The following is a 26,485-nucleotide window of genomic DNA, read 5'->3' as shown; positions in this document are numbered from 1 at the left end:
AAGGGAATAGGGCGTCCGGGGTAACCGGGCGCCCTATTTTTTTAAGGGTACGTGTCGATCGATTACTTGCGGAACCTGTTCCTCCCCCATCCGGCAAGACCGACAAGGCCGGAGCCGAGCAGCAGCATCGTTCCGGGCTCAGGTACGGGCGTTGTTGTTTGGGTGTCCGGGACAGGGATCCAGGGAGTGAAAGTGGGCGATGACGGCACCGGATCGGTCCCGAATCCGGCATTCCACGCGGTGACCCAATTGCCTCCGCCTTGCCCGCCCGACTTTCCGTCCTTAGCGTAGAAATCACCCCACATGGGCGCGCGGGTGCTGTAGAAATCGAGGGTCACGGGGCCTTCACCGGCGTCTTCCAGAACCTTTATCCCGAAAATATTTCCCGGCATGTTCGGGTTTGAATTGCCGTCTTCGGGTGTATACGTATTAAGGTAGTCCGCCGGTACAGAAATGCCGCTGAGATCGCTGAGTGTGAAATTCGGGCTGACCTCGAGGATGAAATGACTCAATCCCTTGGGAAGGGCCGCGCCGCTGCCGTTGCTGATAGTGTAGGTATAATGGTAGGGGAAATTCGGGTTTTCTCCCACGGTTATAACCCATGAAATCTTGAACCCGCCGTTGTTGTACTGCTCGGTGCCCGTAACGCCGGAAGCGGTAGGCGAGACGCGGGACCCGGTGTAATTCCCGGCGCCGACAAGAACCGCGTCCGCCCCGGCGATCGCAGGCGCTAACACTAATGAAAGGATTAAAAGGAGGTAGATTGAAATTTTGGGAAAGTTTTTGGAAATCATGTGCTCCTCCTGTGTCGACGGCATAGTGAACCATCTTTATTAAAAGCAATTATCATGCCCCGACGGTGGGATGATGTAACATATTGATATATAATAGTAAATGTCTTGAGGGGTTTTTTATGGGAGTATTTGTTTTCCAATAGCATGTAATTTTGTTCTTAGCTTGGAAAAATAAGGATATTCCGATGTCCGGCGAACGAAAAGATCATACGCGACGGTTTGGTGGGCAATATGGGCTGGAGCGTGACGGCATGGACGATGTGGTGTATGGTGACGGGATGGTCGGAAACAAGAACGGTTCAACCGTAAATACGCTCGAAAATACGCTCGAAATCGTTGCGGTCTCGGGCGGCCCGGATTCCATATACCTTGCGCATACCCTTAAGAATTCCCTCACACCGATGCTGATTGCGCATTACAACCATCGCGCAAGGGGGAAGGAATCAGACGAGGATGAAAGGTTCGTAAGGGCTATGGCGGATCGCCTGGGCGTTCCTTTCGAGGTGCGGCGGGCACGGATGAGGCGCACCGTGGGTATCAGGAAGCAAAAGAAATCCGATGAGAAATCGAAGGGGTTCGAAGCGCGCGCGAGGGAAGAAAGATATCTGTTCCTGAAGGGTCTGGCGGAAAAGTTCGGAACGGCGAAAATCATCGTCGCGCATACCGCCGACGACCAGGTAGAGACCGTCCTGATGCGCATCCTGGAAGGAGCCGGGATTTCCGGGCTTAAGGGTATCCCTGAAAGGACCTCCGACGGCATTGAGCGGCCCATTCTGGACAAGTGGCGGGAAGAGATCCGGAAATATCTTCGCAAGCGCGGTATCCCCTTCCGCGTCGACCGGTCGAACTTCGACACCCGGTTCGAAAGGAACTGGGTCAGGCATGTGCTGATCCCCCTTCTCGAAAAACGATACGGGAAATCGGTGAAGAAACGCATCTTCGCGCTGGGAGAGCGATTGCGGGAGATCGACGGGTACATGGATACGGAGGCGCGCAACTGGATAAGGAAAAACGTGCTCGGCGGTAAAGCGGGCAAGGCGCATTCGGAAAACGGAAGATTTCAGTCTTCGCTGAGCAAGCGCATTGTCGGGTCCGGGCTTCGCTTCGGCAGGGAAGGGTTCCGGAAGCTTCCGTCGGCCCTCAGGAAGAAGATCCTTCAGACCGTCTGCTTCGACCGCATCGGGATTTCCCCCAACGAGCGATTGTTGGAGTCGATGGACCGGCTGGTTCTCGACGGAGGACCGTCCGCGCGGATCAACATCGGAAAAGGGGCCGTTATACGGTGCCGGTACGGCCAGGCGCTCATCGAGGCGCCGATCGAATGCGTTTCGAAGGCGAAACTGTACGCGCTGAAATTGCCCGGGCCGGGAAAATACGAATTGAACGGATGCATGGAATTTTTATGGAAGGAGAGGGGTGGGATCACGGTATCCGGCCTGAAGCGGCTTTCGGAAGGCGAACAGGCAGTTGCGTTCGATGCCGATGCGATCGAGGCTCCGCTCGAGGTCCGCCCGCTCAGGCAGGGCGATCGGTTGATTCCGTTCGGTATGAACGAGGAAAAGAAAGCCAAGGAGATCCTGATCGACAGGAAGGTTCCAGCTGACGAACGCTGGGGCCGCCCGATCGTCTGCGGCGCCGATGGCCGTATACTCTGGATCCCCGGCGTCGTCCGTTCCGCACATGGACCGGTGACGGTAAATACTCGCCGATCCGCGGTTCTCCGGCTTGAATTCAAGGATATTACAGGCAATAATCGAATGATGACGAAATAACGACGGGAGAACGACACCTTGAACCAGTTCTATCGGAACCTTGCGCTGTGGATGCTCATCGCCCTGGCGATGGTTTTCCTTTTCAACACTTTCAAGACGCAGAAGGTGGAGCAGGAGGAGATATCCTTCACGGACCTTAACGCCGCGGTGGAAGCGGGCAAGGTCAAGGAAGTCACTATCAAGGGGCAGGAGATCACGGGGAAATACACCGATACGTCGGGCAAGGATAAGAAGACGTTCCACACCTACGCGCCTGAAGACCCGGACCTGGTCAAGTCGCTTCGTGCGAAAAACGTCAAGATTACCGCGAAACCGCTCGACGACAACCCCTGGTACATGTCGCTGCTTGTCTCCTGGCTGCCGATGCTGCTCCTGATCGGGGTGTGGATCTTCTTCATGCGGCAGATGCAGGCAGGCGGCGGAAAAGCCATGTCGTTCGGCAAAAGCCGGGCAAAGTTGCTGACCGAGACGACGCACAAATACACGTTCGCCGACGTAGCCGGTATAGAGGAGGCGAAAGAGGAATTGCAGGAAATCATCGCCTTCCTGAAAGACCCGAAAAAGTTCACGCGCCTTGGCGGCAGGATACCCAAGGGAGTCCTGCTCGTCGGTCCTCCCGGGACCGGGAAGACGCTGCTTGCAAGGGCGATCGCCGGAGAGGCGGGGGTTCCCTTTTTCTCGATCAGCGGTTCCGACTTCGTTGAAATGTTCGTCGGCGTCGGCGCCGCCCGCGTGCGCGACCTGTTCATCCAGGGGAAGAAGTCGGCCCCCTGCATCGTCTTCATCGACGAAATAGACGCGGTGGGCAGGCACCGCGGCGCGGGCCTCGGAGGCGGACACGACGAACGGGAACAGACGCTGAATCAGCTGCTCGTCGAAATGGACGGATTCGAATCGAACGAGGGGTTGATCCTTATCGCCGCCACGAATCGGCCGGATGTTCTCGACCCGGCGTTGCTGCGGCCCGGGCGGTTCGACCGGCAGGTGGTCGTTCCCAAGCCGGATGTGAAGGGAAGGGAACAGATCCTTACGGTCCACACAAGGAAGATCCCCTTGAGCGAAAACGTGAATCTCGAAGTTCTTGCGAAGGGAACACCCGGGTTCACGGGGGCCGACCTGGCCAATCTCTGCAACGAAGCCGCTCTGCATGCGGCAAGCGTCGGTCTGGGGAAAGTGGACATGAACTGCTTCGAGATGGCCAAGGACAAGGTGATGATGGGCCGGGAGCGCCGGTCGATGATCATCAGCGACGAGGAGAAGAAATCCACGGCTTACCACGAAGCCGGCCACGCGGTCGTGGCGACACTCATACCGGGGGCGGATCCGATCCACAAAGTCAGCATAATCCCGCGAGGGATGGCGCTGGGCGTCACGCAGCAGCTCCCGATCGACGAACGGCACACCTATTCGAAGGATTACCTGAAGAACAACATAACGATCCTTATGGGCGGCCGGGTTGCCGAGGAACTCGTTCGCGGAGAGCTTACGACCGGGGCGGGGAACGACCTCGAGAGATCGACGCTGCTTGCGAGAAAGATGGTATGCGAATGGGGTATGAGCGAGCGGCTGGGGCCTGTCACCTTCGGCCAGAAGCAGGACCTCGTGTTTCTCGGCAGGGACATGACTAGGCATCAGGATTACAGCGAAGCCACGGCGCGGGACATCGACCAGGAGATCAAGGACATCCTCACCTCCTGCTACGAGCGCGCGCGGAAAATATTGAAGAACAACATCCACGTACTGCACCAGGTGTCGAAGACGCTCCTCGAAAAGGAGGTCATCGACGGCGCCGAGATCAAGCGGATAATTGAGGAACTGGTTCCCGTTCCTTCGGACGAGGCGCCTGCTCCGCCGGCAGGGTCACCCGCCTGAGCGGAAAGGTCCTTCCGTGATCCGTGTGCTGCACGCGGAGGACCCGGAAGAGGCGCGCCGCCGATTGGCATTCCTTGAAGTATCTTCCACGGACGCGGCGCGAATCGTATCGGAGCTGCGGCCGTTTCTTTTTTGCGTGCCGGACGGCGATTCCGCACATGTCCTGTTGTCGTTGCTTTCCCTCCGGGGAATCCCGGCGGCATGGGGGGCCAGGGGGCTTCTTTTTTCCGTATCTTCCGCGGAACAGGTCGGGCGGTGGATGGAAGAACAGCCGGAATGCCGGGATGCCTTGATCCCGCTGCGCGAGGCGATCGGACGGTTTCAGGCGCGGAATTTTATCGTGGATTGCAGGGGGCGGAAACTCGAGTTGGGAGCGATTCCGAGAATCATGGGGATACTCAACGTAACGCCGGATTCCTTCTCGGACGGCGGGAAGTTTCTCGCAACGGAAGCTGCGGCGGCTCATGGGATCGCAATGGCGGAGAGCGGCGCCGATATAGTGGACGTAGGGGGGGAATCGACAAGGCCAGGGTCGTCGCCGGTGCCAGTCGAAGAGGAAATCGCACGCGTGGTTCCCGTGATCCGTGAGATATCCCGCAGGACGGATGCGATGATATCCGTCGATACGACCAAGTGCGCCGTAGCGAGAGAGGCGGTCGCGGCCGGGGCCTGCATCATCAACGACACGAGCGCGTTCGCGGACGATCCCGACATGGCTTCGTTCGCGGCGGATTCCGGGTGCGCCGCCGTTCTGATGCACCGTCGAGGGACCCCGGCCACGATGCAGGTTGCGCCGTTCTACCGGTCGCTGTTCGACGAACTGCTGGATGAGATTTCGGAGAAGGTGGATGCGGCGGAAAAAACCGGGGTCTCGCGCGACCGGATCCTGATCGACCCGGGCATCGGGTTCGGGAAGCGTACTGAGGACAATCTCGCACTCCACAGGCACCTTGCGGACCTGCGCAACATCGGCAGGCCTATCGTATTCGGCGCTTCGAGAAAGTCGTTCATCGGGAGGATCACGGGGAAGGATCCTGCCGAACGGGCATTCGGCGCGGCGGCATCGGTCGCGGTTTCCGTTTTGCGTGGCGCGGACATTCTGCGTGTGCACGATGTGTCCGATATGAAGGACGTAATCCGCGTAGCTCAAGCCATAAGGGAGGGGGCCGAATGTTAGGGTTCCTTCCGGCGGTCCGTATAGCGGATATCCTCGACATCCTGGTCGTCGCCTTCATCATTTACTGGATACTGCTTTTCGTGCGCGGGACCCGAGCCGTGCAGATGCTTTACGGGCTGCTCATACTGATGGCTCTTTTCATCCTTTCCCGGAAAATGGGAATGGTCACCTTCCAGTGGCTTGTGGGGAACTTCCTCGGGGGGCTCATCATAATACTCGTGGTGATCTTTCAGAGCGAGATCCGGCGGGGGCTGGCCAAGGTAGGGCAGGCGAAGATCTTCGGGCGGACGCCGGAGTCTCCGAAGCCGGCGTTCCTGGATGAATTGGTCCTTTGCGCCTTTCGCCTCGCGGATGCGCGTCTCGGCGCGATCCTCCTGATCGAGCGGGAAATGGGGCTTCAGGAATATGTCGATCATGGGAAGCAGCTGGACGCGCTCTTCTCACATGAACTGATGGCGTCGATCCTGGCGAAGACATCTCCGGTGCACGACGGCGCGATCGTTCTTCGTGCGGACCGCGTTGCGGCGGCCGGTGTGATTCTTCCCATTCCGGCGGAATCTTCGGTGGCAGGGACCATGGGGACGCGGCACAGGGCTGCCTGGGGGGTCTCGGCGGAGACCGATGCCGTATCCGTGGTCATCTCGGAAGAAACGGGGAATGTGACCGTTTTCCATGATCGCCGTATGGAGAGTGCCTCGGGAGCCATGGAACTGCGGGAAGTCCTTGGCAGGCTTTTCGGAGGAGAAGCGACGGCCGCAAGAATTCCGGGCAGCGGTTCGGGCGGGATCGGGAATGATCAGATCGCCTGACTTTCTCAAATTCATGCGCGGTTTCGCAAGCCATAACCTGTGGCTTAAAGCCGTCGCGCTGTTGCTGGCCGTTGTCCTGTGGTGGTTCGTTGCCGGGGAAAGCAAGGTGCAGGTAGGGTTCGCCGTTCCGCTCGAAATACGCAACATCCCCCGGGGGATGACGATCATGAACAAGGTGGAACGGCAGGTGGAAGTCAGGCTGGCGGGGCCGCCGTCGCTTCTGGGGGGGGTGAAGCAGGCCGATGTCTCCGCGTCGATAGATCTTTGCGATGCACGGTTCGGCAGGCAGGTGGTGCGCATAGAGGAGCAATCGATCCGCGTGCCGCCGGGAGTGAAGGTGCAGAGGATCTATCCAAACGCAGTGGATGTGTGGCTGGAAAGACTGGAAAGAAGGCGGATTCCCGTGATCGCCAGGATCAACGGGGGATCGGGGACGCGGAGGAAGGTCGCGAAGGTTCAGATCGTCCCCGCATCTCTCGAGGTGGAAGCGCTACCGGAGGAATTCTCGCGCCTGAAGAACCTGACTGTGAACGTGACCGTTCCCGATGAAAACAGGGAAGCGTATACCGCGAATGCGCGGGTGGATTTGCGGGATGGGCATGCTAAAATCCTCGGGAATCCGGAAGTAATGGTTACGGTCCAATTCCGTAGATAGGAGGCGAAAATCTTTGCGGAGGAAATTGTTCGGAACCGACGGAGTCAGAGGGGTCGCCAATACCGACCCGATGACCGTGGAAAACGCGCTGGCTTTGGGTCAGGCCGTCGCGCACGTCTTCCGGAACAGCGGGGGGGGGAAGCACAAGGTCGTGATAGGGAAGGATACCCGGCTTTCGGGCTACATGTTCGAAACGGCGCTCTCGGCGGGGATTTGCGCGATGGGAGGCGATGTTCTTCTGGTCGGTCCGCTGCCGACTCCAGGGATTGCGTTCCTGACCCATTCCATGAGGGCAGACGCCGGAGTGGTGATCTCGGCCTCCCACAATCCGTACCAGGACAACGGCATAAAGTTCTTCGGGCGGGACGGCTTCAAACTGGCAGACGAAACGGAAGCCAAAATAGAGATGCTGATGATGGGCGAACATCTGAAGGAAGCGCGCCCTCCGTCTCCGCAGATCGGCCGCGCGGTCCGGATCGACGACGCCACCGGAAGATACATCGTCTATCTGAAGAACACCTTTCCCGCGCACCTTTCGCTCGACGGATTGCGCATTGTGGTCGATTGCGCGAACGGCGCGGCTTACAAAATCGCTCCCCTGGTATTCCAGGAATTGGGAGCGGAGGTCATAGCCATCGGGGTAAGCCCGAACGGACTCAACATTAACGACAAATGCGGTTCCCTTTTCCCGGAGGTGGTATCGGCGAAGGTGCGGGAGCAGCGCGCGGACCTCGGCATATCGCTGGACGGAGACGCCGACCGCGTGATCGTGGTCGATCACAACGGGGACGTCCTGGACGGCGACCGGATCATGGCGGTCTGCGCGGAAGAAATGGCGCGGAAGAGGAAGCTTAAGAAAAACACGATAGTCGCCACCGTCATGAGCAACATCGGTCTCGAAATATTCCTGAAGGAGCGGAAAGTCCGGATGATGCGGGCGCCCGTGGGCGACCGGTACGTCGTCGAGATGATGCGGGCCGGAGGATACAATTTCGGAGGGGAGCAGTCGGGGCACCTCGTTTTCCTCGATCACGCGCGGACGGGAGACGGCGTGCTGGCCGCGCTTCAACTGCTGGCCGTGATGGTGGAAACAGGCAAGAAGATCGCCGATCTCGGAAAAACGCTCGTCACGTTCCCCCAAATCCTTGTAAACGTCAAATTGAAGCACCGCGTCCCCCTTGAAAGCATGCGCGGGTTCCAGAGGGCCAAGGCGGAGTTCGAAAAAAAATTGGGGAGCAAGGGACGGATCGTCGTACGATACAGCGGCACCGAGCCCGTCCTGCGGATCATGGCGGAAGGCGAGAGCCAGTCGGAAATCGATCGCATCGTCAAGGCCCTCGCGGAAAAAGCCCGCTCCGAATTCCACTAACCTCCAAACGTGGAGTTACAAACGGGGACGTTCCGCATTGAAAAGACAAAAACAGGGACGTTCTTAAAAAGTCGATGCTTTTAGAATGACTGTAGGGGCAATTCATTTTTATTATTCATGTAATACGTTCCGGGATGTAAAGAGACGCGTGACCTGGGTTTTGAAGAACGCCCCTGTTTTTGAGGAGAGGGATGATTGAAAAGGCGCCTGGGAGTCAACATAGATCACGTCGCGACGCTGAGGCAGGCGAGGGGAGGGATTGCGCCGGAGCCGGTGGTGGCCGCGGGGATTGCGGAGCTGAACGGAGCGGACGGGATCACGGTCCACCTGCGCGAGGACCGCAGGCATATCCAGGACCGGGACCTGGAACTTCTTATGCAAACAGTCCAATCCCGTGTCAACCTGGAAATGGCCGCCACAGAGGAAATGATCGGGATCGCGACCAAGCTCCGTCCATATTCGGCTACCCTCGTACCGGAAAAGCGCCAGGAATTGACGACGGAAGGCGGGTTGAACGTGCTGGGGCAGCGGGAATCGTTGCTGAAAGCAGTGTCCCGGTTGCGCGAAGCCGGGATCCTGGTAAGTCTGTTTATTGATCCGGATCTTTCGCAAATCCGGGCAACGAAACAAGTCGGAGCGGACGCCTTTGAGATACATACCGGTACTTACTGCGAGGCATTCAATACAGGAAGATCGTCAGGAGTTTTTAAGAACGTCCCTGTTTTTGAGATGGAGCAGATAAAGGTGGCGGCGGCGCACGGGAGGAACATCGGGTTGAAGGTGTTCGCGGGGCACGGGCTCGACGTTCGCAATATTGTGCCGATCCTGGAGCTGCCGGAGATCGAGGAGTTCAACATCGGTCACAGTATCATCGCGAGGGCGGTGTTCGTCGGACTCGGCGCGGCGGTGCGGGAGATGGCGGATCTGATCCACGGGGCCTCCTGAAGGAAATGATCATCGGCATCGGCGTCGATATAGTCGACATCGAAAGGGTGAGCCGCCTGCTGAAAAAGTACGGGGAAAGGTTCGTCAGGAGGGTGTTCACGGAAGCTGAGGCTGAATACGCCGATCGCGGCCCCCGGCGCGCGGAAAGGCTCGCAGGCAGATTCGCGGTCAAGGAAGCGGTTATGAAAGCCTTCGGCACGGGCCGATCCCAGGGGATCCTGTGGAGGGATGTCGAGACAGTCCGCGGAAGAATGGGCAAACCGGAAGTGATACTTCATGGAAAAGCATTTAATTATCTTAAAATACTAAATGGAAAAAACCTGCATGTATCGATCACACACGACGGCGGAAAGGCAGTCGCATTCGTGATCGTTGAGGGAATGGGAGAACCGGGATGAAAGTAGCATCCGCGAGCCAGATGGCCGAGTTGGACCGCTTGACGACGCAGAAATACGGGATCCCCACGCTCCTGCTGATGGAAAACGCGGGGCGGTCGTGCGCGGAGCGGATCTTCCAGATTCTCGAAGACAAGGTCGGCGCTGCCGAGGAAGCCTCCGTGGCTGTGGTCTGCGGACGCGGCAATAACGGCGGCGACGGGATGGTGATCGCCAGGCACCTGCACAACCGCGGGGTATATGTGGAGGTGTTCCTGCTGTCCGAAGAAGACCGCTTGAGCCACGACGCCCGGGTCCAGTATGAAATCCTGGGAAAGCTGGACGTCGAGAGGAGAGTTATCCGCGACGTGGAGGGAGTGGAGGACCTTCGGATCTACCTGGAAGAGGTGCACCTGTGTGTTGATGCCCTGCTGGGCACGGGACTATCTTCGCCTCTCGAAGGGATAGTCCGGGAGGTAGTGGAAGTCATCAACTTGTCGATGGCACCGGTTTACGCGGTGGACATTCCCAGCGGGATCGACGCCACTACCGGCCGGATCCTCGGCGAAGCGGTACGCGCCGACTACACGGGATCGCTTGCCTTGCTTAAACTGGGGCACGTCCTGCTTCCCGGATCGCTTCACTGCGGAGAAACCGACGTCTTCGACATCGGCATCCCTTCCAAGGCCGTCTTCGACGCGCAGATAAAGACCGAGGCGCTGGACGAGCGGGTTGTGAAGAGCGTGCTCTCTATCCGCCCGCCGGGATTCCACAAGGGCGACGCGGGCAGGGTTTTCATAATAGGGGGATATCCGGGCCTGACCGGCGCCCCCTGCCTGGCAGGGAAAGGCGCGCTTCGGATGGGGGCAGGCCTGATTACCGTAGTCGTGCCCGAGTCCCTTCGCCCGACCGTGGAATCGAAACTTATGGAAGTGATGTCGATAGGGATCCCGGACGGCGGCTCGGGGTGCTTCCGAAAGGAGATGGTCCCCGCGATATTGGAAAGGATCGTAAGGGCGGACGTGGTGGTCGTGGGGCCGGGGTTGGGGGCGTATCCCGGCGTTGGGGAATTCGTCGCCGAGTTGTTCCCGCGTATCCGCGTCCCCTTCATTGTCGACGCCGACGGATTGAACGCGTTATCCGGACAGGTGGAAGTGCTTAAAAAGTCGGTGGCGCATTGCACACTCACGCCGCACCCGGGGGAAATGTCCCGCCTGACGCGCGAGCCGATCGAAGCCATCGAAGCTTCGCGAATCGGGTCGGCGCAGCATCTGGCAGAGGAACAGAACGTGACCGTGATCCTGAAAGGCGCCAGGACCGTTATCGCCACCCCGAAGGGGGATGTCTTCATCAACACGACCGGAAATCCGTACATGGCCTCCGGCGGGATGGGAGACGCGCTTTCGGGAATGCTTGCCGCGCTCGCTTCGCAGGGTCTTTCTCCAACCGACGCCGCGTGCGCGGGGGTGTTCCTCCACGGAATGTCGGCCGACCTGCTGGTGAGGAAGCACCCGATGTCCGCTGTCTCGGCGACCGACGTCATCGAGAACATCCGCGAAGCCCTCCAGCACATCCTTGGAGAGCGTCTCCCGGAAGAAAATTCCTGAATCGTTCGACCGCCGGGATATCCCCGTTGGAAAAGTTAAGGAACGTCCCCGTTTATAAGTAAAAACCAGGGAAGGTCCCCGTTTTCAGGTGCGAGATGAGGGTAGAACTGCACTCGGCGTCGGCAGAGGAAACGATGGAAATCGCGCGGACGCTGGGCGCGTCGCTTCGGGCGGGGGACGTGGTGGCGCTATACGGGGAACTGGGCGCCGGGAAGACGGTCTTCTGCAAGGGGATAGGCGAGGCGTTGGGGATCGCTCCGGAGAGGATAGTTTCGCCGAGCTTCACCATCGTCACGGAACACAGCGGCACGCTCACTCTGTACCACATGGACGCCTACCGTTTGTCCGGGGAGCGGGAGGCGGAAGAGATCGGGCTGGACGAAATATTATATGGAAGCGGCGTATGCGTCGTGGAGTGGGCGGAAAATATCGCCTCCCTCTTGCCAAATCGTTGTATACATGTAAAATTCTTCATTTCGGATGAATCCGGTCGAACGCTGGCCGTCACCGCGGAGGACCCGCGGATTCCGCGGGAGCTCGCCGCGCGCCGTTAACCCGTATTTCTCACCATGGTTCGTCGCGAGGCGGTGGAGACGGGTATGGCTACAAGGCGTCGCGACGGAGGGCGACGCAGGCGTAGTTTATACTACGTCGAGGAGACCGAACGAGCGCAACGCAGTAGACATGCCCGTATCCGCCGCCGCAGCAGAAGCGTGGTGAGAAATGCGGGTTTACGCCATCTTCCAGGAGGGTGACCCAAGATATGGCACTCATTGTCCAGAAGTACGGAGGCACCTCGGTCGGCACCATAGAGAAGATAAAGAACGTGGCCAGGCGCGTCGCGCGTACGAAGGACCAGGGGCACGACGTCGTCGTGGTGGTTTCGGCCATGTCGGGGGAGACGAACCGGCTGCTCGGGCTGGCGCACCAGCTCTCGGAGCTGCCAAACGAGCGGGAGCTGGACGTTGTCGCATCCACGGGCGAGCAGGTCACCATCGGCCTGCTGGCGATCGCGCTCTCCGAAATGGGGTACAAGGCCAGGTCGTTCTGCGGGTTCCAGATCCCCGTCCTCACCGATTCGGCTTACGTCAAGGCGCGGATAAAGAAGATAGAAGGCGACACGATCAACGCGGCGCTGAAAAACGGCGAGATCGCGGTCGTGGCGGGGTTCCAGGGGATCGACGACTCGGGTGCGATTACGACGCTTGGGCGAGGCGGGTCCGACACGAGCGCGGTTGCCGTGGCTGCGGCGCTCAAGGCCGACGTCTGCGAAATCTACACGGACGTCGACGGGGTGTACACCACCGATCCCAACATCTGCGCCGACGCGAAGAAGCTCGAAAAAATCTCCTTCGAAGAAATGCTGGAGCTCGCGAGCCTGGGGGCGAAGGTCCTCCAGATACGATCGGTGGAGTTCGGGATGAAATACGGCGTGCGTATCCACGTACGCTCCTCGTTCAACGATAATCCGGGAACGATAGTAACCAGGGAGGAGGAAATCATGGAGACGGCAGTCGTATCCGGCGTGGCGTACAGCAAGAGCGAGGCGAAGATCACCATCGTGAAGGTGCCCGACAAGCCCGGGATCGCCGCAAAGATCTTCAGGCCGCTGTCGGATGCAAATATCGTGGTCGACGTGATCGTGCAGAACGTTTCCGTCACGGGGTACACGGACCTCACATTCACCGTCGGGCGCTCCGACTACAAGAAGGCGATGCTTATCACCGAGAAGACGGCGAAAGAAGTCAAGGCGGAGAAGGTCGTGGGCGACGACAAGATCGCAAAGGTTTCCATCGTCGGAATGGCCATGCGGTCACATTCCGGGGTGGCCACAAAAGTCTTCGACACGCTTGCCGCCGAAGGGATCAATATCCTCGGCATCACCACTTCGGAGATAAAGATCTCCTGCCTGATCGAGGAGAAGTACACCGAACTTGCGGTTCGGGTGTTGCACAAGGCGTTCGACCTCGGGAAGCCGGTTGAAGCGTAAGCCGGCGCAGTCGGTATAACGAGACTCGGAAGGGAAAGCGGGCAGGCGCGATGAAGAAGATCTACCTGTACGACACGACGCTTCGGGATGGGACGCAGTCGGAGGAAATCTCCCTGTCCGTGATCGACAAGATTGCGATCACGGAGAAGCTGGACGACTTCGGCATCGATTTCATCGAGGGAGGGTACCCCGGCTCCAACCCGAAGGACAAGGAGTTCTTCGAGTACGCCAAGCGGCTCCCGCTGAAGAACGCGAAGCTCTGCGCGTTCGGCATGACGCGGCGGGTCGGGAAGAGAGCGGAGGAAGACTCCAACATGAAGGCCCTCGTCGCCGCCGAGACGCCTGTCATAACCGTCGTCGGAAAATCGTGGGACTTCCACGTCACCGAGGCGCTTCGCACGACCCTCGATGAAAACCTCAAGGCCGTCAGGGAGACCGTCGAGTTCCTGAAGAAACACGCGGAGCAGGTCTTCTTCGACGCCGAGCACTTCTTCGACGGGTACCAGCGAAATCAGAAATACGCGCTCAAGGCCATCGCCGCCGCGGAAGACGGCGGGGCGGACTGGATCGTCCTGTGCGACACGAACGGCGGGTCGCTCCCCTCGGACGTCGGGAGGATAGTACGCGAAGTCCGGAAAACGACCCACGTTCCGCTCGGAATCCATACCCATAACGACTCGGAGATGGCCGTTGCCACGACGCTCGCCGCAGTCGAAGGGGGCGCAAACCAGGTCCAGGGAACGATCAACGGCTACGGGGAGCGGTGCGGAAATGCGAATCTTTGCTCGATAATCCCGTGCCTGCAATTGAAGATGGGGAAAGAGGCGTTGCCGGAAGGGCAGTTAAAGAAACTGACCGCGCTTTCGCGCTACATCGCGGAAATCGCCAACGTCGGCGCGCGCCTCCACCAGCCTTTCACGGGGAACGCAGCCTTTGCTCACAAGGGCGGCATGCACGTGTCCGCGATACGGCGGCACCCCGGTACGTATGAGCACATAGAGCCCGAGGTCGTGGGAAACCGGCGCCGCGTCCTCATTTCCGACCTTTCGGGAAGAAGCAACATCCTCTCGAAAGTCCAGGAAAAGGGATTGAGATTCAAGGCGGGGGATCCCGCGGCGGAGCAGGTCCTCGAGCAGATCAAGGAACTGGAGCACAAGGGATACCAGTTCGAGGGCGCCGAGGCTTCGTTCGAACTGCTGGTCCTGAAAGCCATGGGGCAGCATGAGCAGTTCTTCGAATTGAAGGGCTTCCGCGTAATAGACGAGAAGCGTTCGGAGAAGCAGCACCCCATAGCCGAAGCCACCATCATGGTAGATGTGGACGGAAGGGTGGAGCACACAGCGGCGATGGGGAACGGCCCCGTGAACGCGATGGACAACGCGCTACGCAAGGCGCTGGAAAAGTTCTACCCGGAGCTTTCCGAGATGAAACTGCTCGATTACAAAGTCCGGGTTATAAACGCCGGCGGGACCGGTTCCTCGGTACGGGTTTTGATTCAATCCGGAGACAAGGATGCGGTGTGGGGCACGGTGGGGGTTTCGCACAACATCATCGAGGCCTCGTGGCAGGCGCTGGTGGACAGCATCCGGTACAAGCTCTGGAGGTCGCGGCGTGGAAAACTCAAAGGGGAAGGAGACTGACGGAAAGCGGGCCTGCCTTCTCGTATCCCTGATTCTTCTTGTCTGGAATATCGGCGCCTTCGGGCGCCATTTTCTTTCCGGAAATCCATCGTTGAAACCGGTTCCATGGGAAACCGTCGGAAACCGCACGGCAACGCCCATGTCGAATCCGGCGGCCGATTGCGCCGTTTACGGCATGCCGGGAAAGCCGACTGCAAGGCAGAGACTGCTGCTCGGTCGAAAAATAGACATCAACAGGGCGGATGTGCGCGAAATATCGGACCTGCCGGGAATTTCCGAAAGCGTCGCGAGGGCCGTGGTGGAGACAAGGAATTCGATCGGGGGGTTTCGTAAGCCGGAAGACCTGTTGCTGGCCAGGGGGATAAAGGAGAAACGCCTGAAAAAAATCCTTCCATTTCTTGCGCGTTTCCCCAATAATTGACATAATTGGTCAGCTAAATCCTCTCCGTTGATGCTGGCCGTCGCATCATAATCATTGAGCGCCGGCAGCATAACAGGAGAGGCAAATAAAAAGATGATCCGAAAATTTCAGATCGCATTTTTATCGCCGAGCGGCCGCAGCATGGCAGGAGAGTTTCAACCGCCGGCTGAAGGGAGGGGATATGTTCGAGGGGATACGCAATGACATCAAGGTGATCTTCGAACGCGACCCGGCGGCGCAGAGCGTCCTGGAGATCTTCCTGTGTTATCCCGGTTTCCACGCCATGCGTTTCCATCACGTCGGGCACTGGCTGTGGACGCACAACTTCCGCCTGCTGGCCCGATTCGTATCGCATATATCGAGATGCCTGACCGGGATCGAGATCCACCCGGGCGCGACGATCGGAGAAGGGTTCTTCATCGACCACGGGATGGGCGTGGTGATCGGTGAAACGGCCGAGATCGGAAGGAACGTGACCATGTATCACGGCGTGACCCTCGGCGGCACGAGCTGGAACAAGGGGAAAAGGCACCCGACGCTCGAAGACAACGTAATAATCGGGGCGGGAGCCGCCATCCTTGGCGCCATACGGATCGGGGAAAACTCCAAGATCGGTTCGGGTTCCGTGGTAAACCGGGAAGTCCCCCCCAATTCGACGGTTGTCGGTATCCCGGGCAGGATCGTGTACCGGGAGGGGAACGTCTACAGCGATCCTACGGGAGTCGCGGGAACGCCGGACCCCGAAGGAAAGGCCATCAAGTGCCTTACCGAACAGGTCATGGCGCTGGAAAAACAGATGGAGGAATTGAAAAACCGGCTGGATAAATCGGAAGAGATCGCTCCCCAGGTGGAGTCGATCCGTTGAAAATCACAACGCGCGGCCGTTACGCGGTAATGGCGCTTGTAAGCCTCGCCGCCGCTTCCCGCGGGAATCCGGTATCCCTCAAGGACATCGCCCGCCAGGAAGATATTCCGGAGCCGTATCTCCAGCAGCTTTTCTCACGCCTTAGAAGGCAAAACCTCGTTAAGAGCATCAGGGGCCCCGGGGGAGGATTCCTGCTCGCGCGTCATCCCTCACGTATTACCATCGGGGAAATCATACGGACGGCGGAGGGGCGTAACGGAGAGCTCCGCATAGGCTGCCGCAGGTCCGGTCGTAAATGCGGAAGGATAGAGCGCTGCAAGACGCAGGGCATGTGGGATGCCCTGGAGTCCCGGATGGAGGAATTCCTGGACTCCATATCCATAGAGGATCTTTTCAGGGAAACCCCGGAAGAGATCCACAGGGAGGTCAGGGCGTGAGGAAGGTCTACCTCGACCATAACGCTACGACTCCGGTCCACCCGGAAGTAAAGGACGCGGTGGCCCCGTTTCTTGCCGGGTTTTTCGGAAACCCGTCAAGCATCCACTGGGCGGGACGGGACGTCAGGAAGGCGGTGGAGGACGCCCGCCAGGAAACGGCGGCGTTCTTCGGTTGCCAGCCGCTGGAGATAGTTTTCACGGGATCCGGCACGGAAGGCGACAACCTGGCGATAAAGGGGATCGCGTTCCGGAAGGGTAACGCGGGGAAGAACATCGTCACTTCAGCGGTGGAGCACCCGGCCGTCATAAACACGTGCAAGTTTCTCGAAACACAGGGTTTCAGGGTGACCTACGTTCCCGTGAACCGGCAGGGTATCGTGGAGCCTGATGCCGTACGCGCCGCGATCGCGAAGGATACGGTTCTCGTTTCGATTATGTATGCGAACAACGAAACCGGATGCATCATGCCCATAGCGGAGATAGGCGAAATCGCCCGCGAGGCCGGGGTGCCCATGCACACCGACGCGGTGCAGGCGGCGGGAAAGATAAATTTCGACTGGAAGGAACTGCCGGTCGACATGCTCACCTTCTCCGGCCACAAGATAAACGGACTCAAGGGCGCAGGCGGACTTATCGTGCGAAAGGGGATGGAGCTGACGCCGGTCCTGCACGGGGGGCACCAGGAGCGCGGGCGGCGCGGCGGCACCGAAAACGTCGTGGGAATCGTTGCGATGGGAAAGGCGTTTTCGCAGTTGCGCGTGAACATGGAGGAGGAAGTCGGGGAAATACGCAGGCTGCGCGACCGTTTCGAGAAGACGATATTCGAGCGCATTCCGGACCTTGTGCTGAACGGACATCCCACGGATCGGCTGCCGAACACCGTCAATATTTCATTCCGGTTCGTGGAGGGGGAGGCGCTCCTCCTGAACCTGGACATGATGGGAGTCGCCTGCTCGTCCGGATCGGCCTGCACCTCCGGCTCGCTCGAGGCCTCTCCGATCCTGATGGCGATGGGGGGAGATCCGGTGGACGCCCAGGGAGCGCTGAGGTTCAGCTTCGGCATGGGGAACGACGACGCGGACGTGGAATACGCGGTGGACTCGATAGAGGCGGTCGTCGAGAAACTGAGGGCCATGTCGCCCCTCTTCACGCGGGCGGCGAAGATCCGATGAAGCGGCGCATACTCGCGGCCATGAGCGGCGGCGTGGACTCTTCCGTCGCGGCATTCCTGCTTCAGCGGGAAGGGTTCGAGGTGATCGGCGTCTCCATGGATCTCTACGATTTCTCCGAAGTCTCGAAGAACCGCGCCGGCACGTGCTGTTCGCTGGACGACCTTTACGACGCGAGAAGGGTATGCGACCGGATGGGGATTCCCTATTACGTCCTGAATTTAAGGGAAGAATTCCGCCGGGAGGTCATCGATCCGTTCGTAAAGGAATATTCCAGCGGCCGGACGCCCAACCCGTGCATACTCTGCAACGAGCACCTCAAATTCCGCGCTCTCCTGCGGAAGGCCGACGAACTGGGGGCCGAGGGGGTCGCCACCGGACACTACGCCGTAATCCGGAAGGAGGGCGGCGGCAAGTGCCGGCTTTTCGCGGCGCCCGACGCGTCGAAGGACCAATCCTATTTTCTGTTCCCGCTGGACCACAAGAGGCTCGAAAGGATCCGCTTCCCCGTCGGGGGCATGATGAAATCCGAGGTCCGGCGCATCGCTCAAGGAGCGGGGCTTTCCGTGTCGGAAAAGAAGGAAAGCCAGGACATCTGCTTCGTGACCGACGATACATATCCCGAATTCCTGAGCAGGAAAGGGATAGAGGAGAAGGAAGGACACTTCATCGACCGGGACGGGAACATCCTGGGCGCACACAGGGGGATACTCCGGTATACGGTCGGCCAGCGCAAGGGGCTCGGGATCGCCGCGAAGGAGCCGCTCTACGTGGTCGCCATAGACGCCGAAAAAAACGAAGTGATCCTGGGGAACGAAGGTGAGATCCTTTCCGGTGGAGCGTCCGTCGCTTGCGGCACCTTCGTTGCAGGCGAACCTCCGGCGCGGCAATTCCGCGCGAATGTGAAAATCCGTTTCCGGCACCATGGAATCCCGGCCACTGTCGCATGCCATGGCGAAAAGATCGAGGTCCGCTTCGACGCCCCGCAGCGCAGCGTTACGCCCGGGCAGGCGCTTGTCATTTACGAAGGGAACGAGGTGCTGGGCGGCGGCTGGATCGAATGCGCCGTCGTGTAAAGGTTCTTACCGTCGGGTGCAAGGCGAATTTCGCCGACTCCGCCTCCATCGCCCGTGAGGCGGTTTCCGCAGGGTTCGACGTCGTGCCCCCCACGGAACCCGCCGACGTCGTGATCGTCAACAGCTGCACGGTTACCCACAGGGCGGACAGGGACAGCCGTGCGCTGGTCCGGCGGGCGAGGCGGGACCACCCGGATGCATCGATCGTCATGACCGGCTGCTACGCGGAGAGCGCCCCTGAAGCGAAGGCATCGATCCCGGAAGCCGACCACTGGATAGGCGCCGGAAACCCGGGCGCCCTCAAATCCCTGCTTGAAGAAATATCCGGGGAATGCCGCCTGAATGAACCGGGTGGAGATTATGCGGCGGGGAAACCCCGGCTCTCGGAATTCGCGGCGGACCTTCTCCTTGGACACCGGCGAACTTTCCTCAAAATCCAGGACGGATGCGATTTCGCATGCGCCTACTGCATCGTTCCGCTCGTTCGCGGAGGAAACCGCTCCCTTCCGGAAAACGAGATCGTCGAAAAAGCTGCGGCGGCCGAGCGGGACGGCGCGCGGGAGCTCGTGCTGACCGGAATCCACATCGGGCTGTACGGCGCCGACCGGGGCGAGCGGGACGGGCTCGCGGACCTCGTGCGGCTCCTTCTGCGGGAAACCTCGCTTGCCCGCCTCCGGTTGAGTTCCGTCGAGCCGATGGAAGTGACGGATTCGTTGATATCGGCTATCGCCGGGAGTCCGAGGATCTGCCGCCATCTTCACATACCGCTGCAAAGCGGATGCGACAGGATCCTATCGCGGATGCGCAGGCCTTACGACGCAAGCCGGTTCTCCGAAACAGCCGCCCGCGCCGCCGGGATTCTGCCCGGCGTCCGGATAGGGGCCGACGTGATCGCCGGCTTCCCCGGGGAGACGAGGGAAGATTTCGATGAGACGGTTCGATTCCTGTCCGGGGTTCCGGTAAACTACCTGCACGTCTTCCCCTACTCGCAGCGCGCGGGCACGGAAAGCGCAAAATGGAAGGATGACGTATCGCCTCGGGAGAAGAAGGAGCGGGTTGCCGAACTCCTGAGGGTGGATGCGGAGAAACGTGCCGGCTTTCTGAAGGCGCAGGCGGGAAAAGAACTGGAGGTCCTTGCGGAAACGGCCCATCCCGGACGCGGGGAGCTTTCCGGCTATTCGGGCAATTACCTGGAGGTGGCATTCCCGGGAGATCGAAGCGGGATCGGAGGATTGTTCCGTGTCAGGGCGGGGCGCATTCGAGGAAAATGCCTTATCGGGGAACGAATGGACATGACAAGCGACCCCTTGCATCCCATGCAGGCACGCAGCGGGAAAGTTTTAAGGCGAGGGCCGGAATGACTGACATGGAACTGCGGATCGGGTACCGGTTTTCATCTCCCGTTTACCTGGAGCAGGCGCTGCGCCACGCTTCTCTCGGCGGCGGTAACGGCGAAAAGTCCTACCAGCGGCTGGAATTCCTCGGCGACGCCGTCCTGAACCTGTGCGTTGCACAGGAGATGTTCCGGAGGATGCCCGATGCGGGAGAAGGTGAACTGTCCAAGGCCCGCGCCGCATTGATAAACAACCGGAGCCTCGTCCGCGTAGGGGAACGCATCGGGGTGCCCGAGTCGCTGCGGACCGATCCTTCCCTGCGCGAGAAAGGCGGGGGGGTGACCCGGAAGATGGTGGCCGATGCGGTCGAAGCGATCGCCGGCGCGATCTTCCTGGACGGCGGGTTCGAAAAGGCATGCGAGTTCATCCTCACGCACTTCGTGGAAGACCGGGCGCATGAAGCGGTCGCCGGATTCGACGCCAAGAGCCGCCTCCAGGAGTGGTGCCAGAAACGGCACGTATCGCTTCCCCGGTACCGGCTTCTCGAAGTTTCGGGCCCCCCCCATTCGCACGTCTTCTCGGTGGCGGCGCGCCTTGCGGACGGGACGGAAGCCAAGGGGAGCGGTTCTACCAAGAAAGAGGCGGAAATGGAGGCGGCTTCGAAGCTGCTGCTTATAATAGAGCCCGAGGCGGCGCGGGAATGACCGGCCGGAAGAAATCTGGGTTCGTAGCGCTTATAGGACGGCCTAACGTCGGGAAATCCACGCTGTTGAACCGCATCCTCGGGGCCAAGATAGCCATTGTCAGCAGAAAGCCCCAGACGACAAGAGACCGGATCGCCGGGATACTGACGGGGGATCGCGGCCAGATCGTATTTCTGGACGGTCCGGGGATCCACCGCCCGCGCAAGGCACTTAACGCATACATGGTGCGGACGGCTCAGCGGATCGCGGAAGAAGCCGACATCGCGGTGCACGTGGTCGATGACCGGCAATCGGTAGGAGGGGAGGAGGAGTCCCTGGTCCGCGGCATCGTCTCCAACGTCTGCGTCCCCCGTTTTCTTGCGTTGAACAAGGCGGACCGCATGCGGGGGGACGAGGGGAGCCGCCGCCTGGATTCATTGATGGCCGGAGGGATGTACAAGGAAGGATTCCTCGTCTCGGCGGTTACGGGAAAAGGTGTGGCGGAATTTCTCGACTGCCTGTATTCCGATCTTCCCGAGGGACCCGCCTACTATCCGGAAGAGGACCTGACCGACCTTCCGATGCGTTTCATCGCAAAGGAGATCGTGCGCGAGAAACTCTTCGAGTCGCTTTCGGAGGAACTTCCGTACAGCGTGGCGGTGACGATAGAGGAATACAAGGAGGATACCGACCAGCGCCTGGTGCGCATACGCGGGGAGATCTGCGTGGAACGGGATTCCCAGAAGGGGATAATCATCGGACGCGGCGGAAGGATGCTCAAGAAAATCGGCACGGAGGCGCGCCTGGAACTGGAGAAAGAAACCGGGGAGCGGGTATACTTGGAACTGTTCGTGAAGGTGGAAAGGGACTGGAGCAGGAACGAAACCATGCTCAGGCGGCTGGGGTATGTCTAAGACGGGTTTCACCGTTTCGCTGGTCGGGCGGCCGAACGTCGGAAAATCGACGCTGTTCAACCGGATCTCCGGGAAGCGGCGGGCGATCACTTTCGGACAGCCGGGCGTAACGCGAGACCGGGTATCCCTTCCCGTCGAGTGGGACGGCCGGCGTTTCCAGTTGATAGACACCGGCGGCTACCTGCCGGCGGGCAAGGAAGAGGACGACCTCCTCTCCAAGGTGCGGAGCCAGGTCCTGCGGGCGATCTACGAATCGGACGCCGTCATCTTCATGGTGGACGCCCGCGACGGCCTCCTGCCGCTGGACAAGGAGATCGTGCAGATGCTCCGGGAAAGGGAGAAGCGCTTCTTCCTTGCCGCCAACAAGGTCGACGCGCGCGCGGGCGCCGAAGGAGTCGACCAGTTCCACGAATTGGCACCGGACCGGATATACCCCGTCTCCGCGGAACACGGCAGGGGTGTGGAAGAACTCCTTCGGGACATCATCGCGCTTATCCCCGAATCCGGCGAGGCGGAAGCGGCGGCGCAGGACGACGCCGTTTCCCGTGTCGCGGTGGTGGGCCGTCCGAACGTCGGAAAGTCCACGCTGATCAACACCCTTGTGGGTTACGAGCGGGTCATCGCCTCCGAGGTGCCGGGGACGACCCGCGACTCGGTCGACGTCCTTGTGAAATACGACGGTGAACGATACCTGTTCATCGACACGGCGGGAATCCGGGCGAAGCGGAAAACGGAAAACGTTCTCGAGAAGTTTTCGGTGCTCAAAAGCCTCGACTCGCTGAAACGATGCGACGTCGCAGTCCTCATGATGGACGGCCCCGAGGGCCTGACCCACCAGGACCAGCAGATTCTCCGATATATCCTCAACGAAGAGCGCGCCGTGGTGATCGCCGCGAACAAGGCCGACAGGTGGAAAGGCGAGGAGGAACGCCGCGCGGAAATGCGGAAGATCCACGAAGGGCTCGGGTACGCCGCATTCGCCTCGGTGGTCCCGTCCGCGGCGCTGACCGGAAAAGGGTTCCCGCTTCTGTTCAAAAAGATCGAGGAGGCGTTCGGGTCCTTCCGGCACCGCGTTCCCACCGCCGTCCTCAACCGGATGGCGGAGGCTTTCGTTTACACCGTCCCCATCCCCTCGAAGGAGGGGAGAAACCGGGCGTTCTACATGACCCAGATCGGAGTGATGCCTCCGTCGTTCGCGGTTTTCGTGAAGGACAAGAGCGGCATCCCGGAGTCGTTCACCCGCTACCTTCAGAACAAGATCCGCGACAACTTCGGCTTCAACGGGTCACCCCTCCGCATTGTGTACCGGGAGCGATGATTCCTTCCGGCCGGCAGGCCCTGCGGGCCGTCACGGAGGGCGCCGCCCACTTCATCCGGAGCCACGGTTTCGTCTATAGCGCCGCGATCGCCTTCAACCTGCTCCTGGCTTCGATTCCGGTTCTTTTTCTGGCGTTCTCCGCCGCCTCGCTGCTGATCGGCCGCGACGACCTGCCGTTTTCGGTGCTCGCTTCCATATTGAAAGATACATTTCCCTACGGAGCGCAGGTACTTGTGCCGAATTTGAGGAAGCTGTTCGCATCGGGCGCCACGTTCGGCTACCTCGGGACGCTGTTGCTTCTCGTGACCTCGTATTCGGCTACCGACGCGGTTCACACCTCGCTCGCCGTGATGATGGGGAGTCCCAGGGACAAAAGGATCTGGCGAACCGCGGCATATCACGTGGCGCTTGTCCTGGTGCTGACCGTCTTCGCATCCGCGGCCATCGTCATCCCCCCATTCTGGAAAGGGCTCTCGCTCCTGACGCGGGGTTTGTCGGCCGGATGGGACACCGCGTTTCACCTGCTCCTTGGCGGGATAGCCGACGCCGTGCTCGCGGGAATCCTTTTCACGGCCGGAGTCTTGAGCTACATGTATCTTTCCCCACGGAGGATCAAACTGGAAAACGCCATGGCAGGAAGCCTTGCGTTCCTCCTGTTTCTCTACGGAATACGGTTCGGATTTACCTTTTATGTCAAGAAATTCAGCAAGTTGAATATAATTTACGGTTCCCTGTTCAGCATCGTTTGCTTTATAATCGTGGCATACCTGTTTTCTGCCGCATATCTCTTCTGCGCCAGCATTATCGGAACACTTGAGAAAACCACAGGCAACGATGAACCTTCTGTCGGCGATTGACATAGGGACGAACACGATACGGATGCTCGTGGCTTCGAGGGGGCCCGGGTCGTTGCGGCCGGTGGAGCGGATGCGGCGGATCACCGGCATGGGAAAGGAGCTGCGGGACACCGGCAATATCGGGAAAAAGGAATTCGCGGAATCCATATCCGCGCTCCGGGAATTGCGGCGAAGGATGGACGCGCTCGGCGTGGTACATTACCGGGCATGCGGAACCGCAGCGCTTCGGGAAGCGGCGAACCGGGACGCTTTTCTCGCTGCCGCCGCCGCCGCGGGGGTGACGGTGGAAATAATCACCGCCGACGAGGAAGCGATGCGGACCTGGGACGGGATAAGCGGACGCATCCGTGACGCGGGCAAAACCGTCGTAATGGATATCGGCGGGGGAAGCACGGAGTTCATCGCGGGGCCCGGCAAGGGCCGTTCGGTCAGCTTGCCGATAGGCGTGGTCGTGGCATGCAGCCTGTTTCGGATTTCCGATCCTCCGGAAAACTGGCAGATCCGAAACATGCGGCTCTTTTTCTCGGAACGGATCAGGGCGGGCACCGCATCGTGGGAGAGACGGCGATTCCGCAGGCTGGTAGGCACCGCCGGGACCTTCACGACCCTCGCGGCGCTTGAGCAGCGGATGAAAGTGTACAGGCCGGAAAATATCGACGGATTCTCCATGTCCGTCGAAAGGCTGCGATACTGGGAGGATCGGCTGGGCCGCATGAGGGAAAAGGACCGCCTCCGCCTTCCGGGAATGGAGAAGGGACGCGAAAAATACATCGTGCCGGGGGTCTGCCAGGCGGTCTCCGCCATGGAGAGATTCGGCATAGGGAAACTCACGGTCAGCGACGCGGGCCTGCTGGAGGGCATCCTCCTGGGTCTCGGCGCCGGAAAAGGAGAGAAGGGATGAGTGTCGGCGGCGATTATTTCGAGGGGAACGGGTTGAGGGAAGGGTTGACGTTCGACGACGTCCTTCTGCTCCCGGGCGAATCGAGAATCCTTCCTAAAGACGTGGACGTATCGGTGGCGTTGACCCCCGAAATCCGGCTGAACATTCCGCTGCTGACCGCGGCTATGGACACGGTCACGGAAGCCGACACGGCTATCGCCGTTGCGCGCGAGGGAGGGATCGGAATCATACACAGGAACAACACGGCGGAGGAGCAGGCGGCGGAAGTCGACCGTGTGAAGAAGTCGGAAAGCGGGATGATCATCGATCCCATCACGGTGGACCCGGACCAGAAAGTTTCCGAGGCCCTCGATGTGATGAAGAAGTACCGGATATCCGGGCTGCCGGTGACCCGGAACGGCAAGCTCGTCGGCATACTCACCAACCGCGACCTCCGGTTCGAAACGAACTTCGATCAGCCTATTTCGAACGTGATGACGAAGGAAGACCTGATAACGGTCCCCGTCGGCACCACGCTGGAGCAGGCCAAGGATCTGCTTCACAAGAACCGGATCGAGAAGCTGCTTGTCGTCGACGAAAAGAACAACCTGCGCGGACTGATCACGATCAAGGACATCCTGAAAATCAAGAAATACCCGTTCGCATGCAAGGACGGAAAAGGCAGGCTGCGGGTAGGAGCCGCCGTCGGCGTAGGGCCGGGTTGGGAAACAAGGGTGGAGAAACTGCTCAAGGCCGGCGCGGACCTTCTGTGCGTGGACACTGCGCACGGCCATCACCGGGATGTCGCCGATACGGTAAGGGCTCTCCGGAAAGGATATCCCCGTGCGCAGCTGATCGCCGGGAACGTGGCCACGGGGGAAGGCGCGGAAGCGCTCATAAAAGCGGGCGTGGATTGCGTGAAGGTGGGAGTGGGGCCGGGGTCGATCTGCACTACCCGGGTAATCGCCGGGGTCGGGGTACCCCAGGTGACGGCGGTCATGAAATGCGCCGAGGCGGCGGCGAAGAAGGGAATTCCGGTAATCGCCGACGGCGGCATAAAGTATTCGGGCGACATCACCAAGGCCATGGCCGCCGGGGCCTCCGCGGTGATGATCGGCGGGCTGTTCGCCGGCACCGACGAAAGCCCGGGCGAACTCGTCCTGTACCAGGGGCGTTCCTACAAGGTTTACAGGGGGATGGGCTCCCTCGAAGCGATGAAACACGGGAGCAAGGACAGGTACTTCCAGTCGCACGTCGAAGCGGAGAGCAAGCTCGTTCCGGAGGGCATCGAGGGTCGGGTTCCATATCGCGGGCCGCTCGCCGCTGTAGTGTTCCAGTTGATCGGGGGACTGAAATCGGGGATGGGCTACGTCGGCGCGAAGAACATCGGGGAACTCAAGAAACGGTCGGTCTTCATCAAGATCACCCCGGCGGGCCTGCGTGAGAGCCACGTCCACGACGTGATCATCACCAAGGAAGCCCCGAATTACAGGGTGGAGTAGTCCTTTGCAGGGGAAAATCCTCATC

General features: G+C 60.0%; 25 protein-coding genes. 24 read left to right on the top strand and 1 reads right to left on the bottom strand.

From position 1 onward, the window contains the following. Positions 1 to 62: 62 nt before the first annotated feature. Positions 63 to 392: a PEP-CTERM sorting domain-containing protein gene (locus HY896_05260; protein MBI5575753.1), complete on the bottom strand. Its 330-nt coding sequence runs from the start codon at positions 390 to 392 to the stop codon at positions 63 to 65. Positions 393 to 1,045: 653 nt separating this feature from the next. Here HY896_05260 and tilS point away from each other — a divergent pair. From tilS to guaB, 24 genes are all read left to right on the top strand, one after another. Further along, positions 1,046 to 2,566 carry a tRNA lysidine(34) synthetase TilS gene (gene tilS / locus HY896_05255; GenBank protein ID MBI5575752.1) on the top strand — a complete coding sequence of 507 codons (1,521 nt, stop codon included), beginning with the start codon at positions 1,046 to 1,048 and terminating at the stop codon, positions 2,564 to 2,566. 18 nt (positions 2,567 to 2,584) lie between these two features. Continuing rightward, on the top strand, positions 2,585 to 4,438 hold the full coding sequence (locus tag HY896_05250) for an ATP-dependent metallopeptidase FtsH/Yme1/Tma family protein (GenBank protein MBI5575751.1): 1,854 nt from the start codon (positions 2,585 to 2,587) through the stop codon (positions 4,436 to 4,438). Positions 4,439 to 4,697: 259 nt separating this feature from the next. Continuing rightward, positions 4,698 to 5,615 carry a dihydropteroate synthase gene (gene folP, locus HY896_05245; protein ID MBI5575750.1) on the top strand — a complete coding sequence of 306 codons (918 nt, stop codon included), beginning with the start codon at positions 4,698 to 4,700 and terminating at the stop codon, positions 5,613 to 5,615. Further along, positions 5,609 to 6,424, top strand: coding sequence for a TIGR00159 family protein (locus HY896_05240; GenBank protein MBI5575749.1), 816 nt, complete (start codon positions 5,609 to 5,611; stop codon positions 6,422 to 6,424). The genes folP and HY896_05240 overlap by 7 nt, the downstream gene beginning before the upstream one ends. Beyond that, a complete protein-coding gene (locus tag HY896_05235) occupies positions 6,408 to 7,079 on the top strand; it encodes a hypothetical protein (protein MBI5575748.1) in 672 nt (223 codons plus the stop codon). The genes HY896_05240 and HY896_05235 overlap by 17 nt, the downstream gene beginning before the upstream one ends. Positions 7,080 to 7,092: 13 nt before the next feature. Further along, on the top strand, positions 7,093 to 8,448 hold the full coding sequence (locus HY896_05230) for a phosphoglucosamine mutase (protein ID MBI5575747.1): 1,356 nt from the start codon (positions 7,093 to 7,095) through the stop codon (positions 8,446 to 8,448). A gap of 195 nt (positions 8,449 to 8,643) precedes the next feature. Continuing rightward, positions 8,644 to 9,393, top strand: coding sequence for a pyridoxine 5'-phosphate synthase (locus HY896_05225; protein ID MBI5575746.1), 750 nt, complete (start codon positions 8,644 to 8,646; stop codon positions 9,391 to 9,393). Between the two features lie 5 nt (positions 9,394 to 9,398). Next, positions 9,399 to 9,791, top strand: a complete 393-nt coding sequence (gene acpS / locus HY896_05220) for a holo-ACP synthase (protein MBI5575745.1) — start codon at positions 9,399 to 9,401, stop codon at positions 9,789 to 9,791. Further along, the gene (locus HY896_05215; protein MBI5575744.1) at positions 9,788 to 11,374 is read left to right on the top strand and encodes an NAD(P)H-hydrate dehydratase; all 1,587 of its coding nucleotides are present in this window, start codon (positions 9,788 to 9,790) and stop codon (positions 11,372 to 11,374) included. The genes acpS and HY896_05215 overlap by 4 nt, the downstream gene beginning before the upstream one ends. Positions 11,375 to 11,469: 95 nt before the next feature. Next, positions 11,470 to 11,928: a tRNA (adenosine(37)-N6)-threonylcarbamoyltransferase complex ATPase subunit type 1 TsaE gene (gene tsaE, locus HY896_05210; protein ID MBI5575743.1), complete on the top strand. Its 459-nt coding sequence runs from the start codon at positions 11,470 to 11,472 to the stop codon at positions 11,926 to 11,928. A 209-nt stretch (positions 11,929 to 12,137) separates the two neighbouring features. Then, a complete protein-coding gene (locus HY896_05205; protein ID MBI5575742.1) occupies positions 12,138 to 13,364 on the top strand; it encodes an aspartate kinase in 1,227 nt (408 codons plus the stop codon). A gap of 50 nt (positions 13,365 to 13,414) precedes the next feature. Next, positions 13,415 to 15,004: a citramalate synthase gene (locus HY896_05200; GenBank protein ID MBI5575741.1), complete on the top strand. Its 1,590-nt coding sequence runs from the start codon at positions 13,415 to 13,417 to the stop codon at positions 15,002 to 15,004. Continuing rightward, entirely contained in the window at positions 14,976 to 15,425 is a 450-nt protein-coding gene (locus HY896_05195; GenBank protein MBI5575740.1) for a helix-hairpin-helix domain-containing protein, read from the top strand. The genes HY896_05200 and HY896_05195 overlap by 29 nt, the downstream gene beginning before the upstream one ends. Before the next feature lie 181 nt (positions 15,426 to 15,606). Next, positions 15,607 to 16,290 carry a serine O-acetyltransferase gene (cysE, locus tag HY896_05190; GenBank protein ID MBI5575739.1) on the top strand — a complete coding sequence of 228 codons (684 nt, stop codon included), beginning with the start codon at positions 15,607 to 15,609 and terminating at the stop codon, positions 16,288 to 16,290. Further along, the gene (locus HY896_05185) at positions 16,287 to 16,727 is read left to right on the top strand and encodes an RrF2 family transcriptional regulator (protein ID MBI5575738.1); all 441 of its coding nucleotides are present in this window, start codon (positions 16,287 to 16,289) and stop codon (positions 16,725 to 16,727) included. Before cysE ends, HY896_05185 begins: the two co-directional genes overlap by 4 nt. After that, positions 16,724 to 17,899 (top strand): cysteine desulfurase, encoded by a 1,176-nt coding sequence (locus HY896_05180; GenBank protein MBI5575737.1) that lies wholly within the window; start codon positions 16,724 to 16,726, stop codon positions 17,897 to 17,899. Before HY896_05185 ends, HY896_05180 begins: the two co-directional genes overlap by 4 nt. Further along, positions 17,896 to 18,972 (top strand): tRNA 2-thiouridine(34) synthase MnmA, encoded by a 1,077-nt coding sequence (gene mnmA / locus HY896_05175; GenBank protein ID MBI5575736.1) that lies wholly within the window; start codon positions 17,896 to 17,898, stop codon positions 18,970 to 18,972. Before HY896_05180 ends, mnmA begins: the two co-directional genes overlap by 4 nt. Then, positions 18,957 to 20,333, top strand: a complete 1,377-nt coding sequence (gene mtaB, locus HY896_05170; GenBank protein ID MBI5575735.1) for a tRNA (N(6)-L-threonylcarbamoyladenosine(37)-C(2))-methylthiotransferase MtaB — start codon at positions 18,957 to 18,959, stop codon at positions 20,331 to 20,333. Before mnmA ends, mtaB begins: the two co-directional genes overlap by 16 nt. Beyond that, complete coding sequence (gene rnc / locus HY896_05165) at positions 20,330 to 21,010, top strand: ribonuclease III (GenBank protein ID MBI5575734.1); 681 nt, start codon at positions 20,330 to 20,332, stop codon at positions 21,008 to 21,010. Before mtaB ends, rnc begins: the two co-directional genes overlap by 4 nt. After that, positions 21,007 to 21,903, top strand: coding sequence for a GTPase Era (gene era, locus HY896_05160; GenBank protein ID MBI5575733.1), 897 nt, complete (start codon positions 21,007 to 21,009; stop codon positions 21,901 to 21,903). The genes rnc and era overlap by 4 nt, the downstream gene beginning before the upstream one ends. Then, positions 21,896 to 23,221 carry a ribosome biogenesis GTPase Der gene (der, locus tag HY896_05155; GenBank protein ID MBI5575732.1) on the top strand — a complete coding sequence of 442 codons (1,326 nt, stop codon included), beginning with the start codon at positions 21,896 to 21,898 and terminating at the stop codon, positions 23,219 to 23,221. Before era ends, der begins: the two co-directional genes overlap by 8 nt. Further along, positions 23,218 to 24,078, top strand: coding sequence for a YihY/virulence factor BrkB family protein (locus HY896_05150; protein MBI5575731.1), 861 nt, complete (start codon positions 23,218 to 23,220; stop codon positions 24,076 to 24,078). Before der ends, HY896_05150 begins: the two co-directional genes overlap by 4 nt. Beyond that, the gene (locus tag HY896_05145) at positions 24,056 to 24,979 is read left to right on the top strand and encodes a hypothetical protein (protein MBI5575730.1); all 924 of its coding nucleotides are present in this window, start codon (positions 24,056 to 24,058) and stop codon (positions 24,977 to 24,979) included. Before HY896_05150 ends, HY896_05145 begins: the two co-directional genes overlap by 23 nt. Next, complete coding sequence (gene guaB, locus HY896_05140; protein ID MBI5575729.1) at positions 24,976 to 26,460, top strand: IMP dehydrogenase; 1,485 nt, start codon at positions 24,976 to 24,978, stop codon at positions 26,458 to 26,460. The genes HY896_05145 and guaB overlap by 4 nt, the downstream gene beginning before the upstream one ends. Positions 26,461 to 26,485: the final 25 nt, after the last annotated feature.

The sequence above is a fragment of the Deltaproteobacteria bacterium genome (genome assembly GCA_016218975.1).
In the GTDB taxonomy this organism is placed as follows: domain Bacteria; phylum Desulfobacterota; class Deferrimicrobia; order Deferrimicrobiales; family Deferrimicrobiaceae; genus JAENIX01.
Note: the sequence above shows the minus strand (reverse complement) of the source record. Positions and strands in the feature narration are given on the sequence as shown.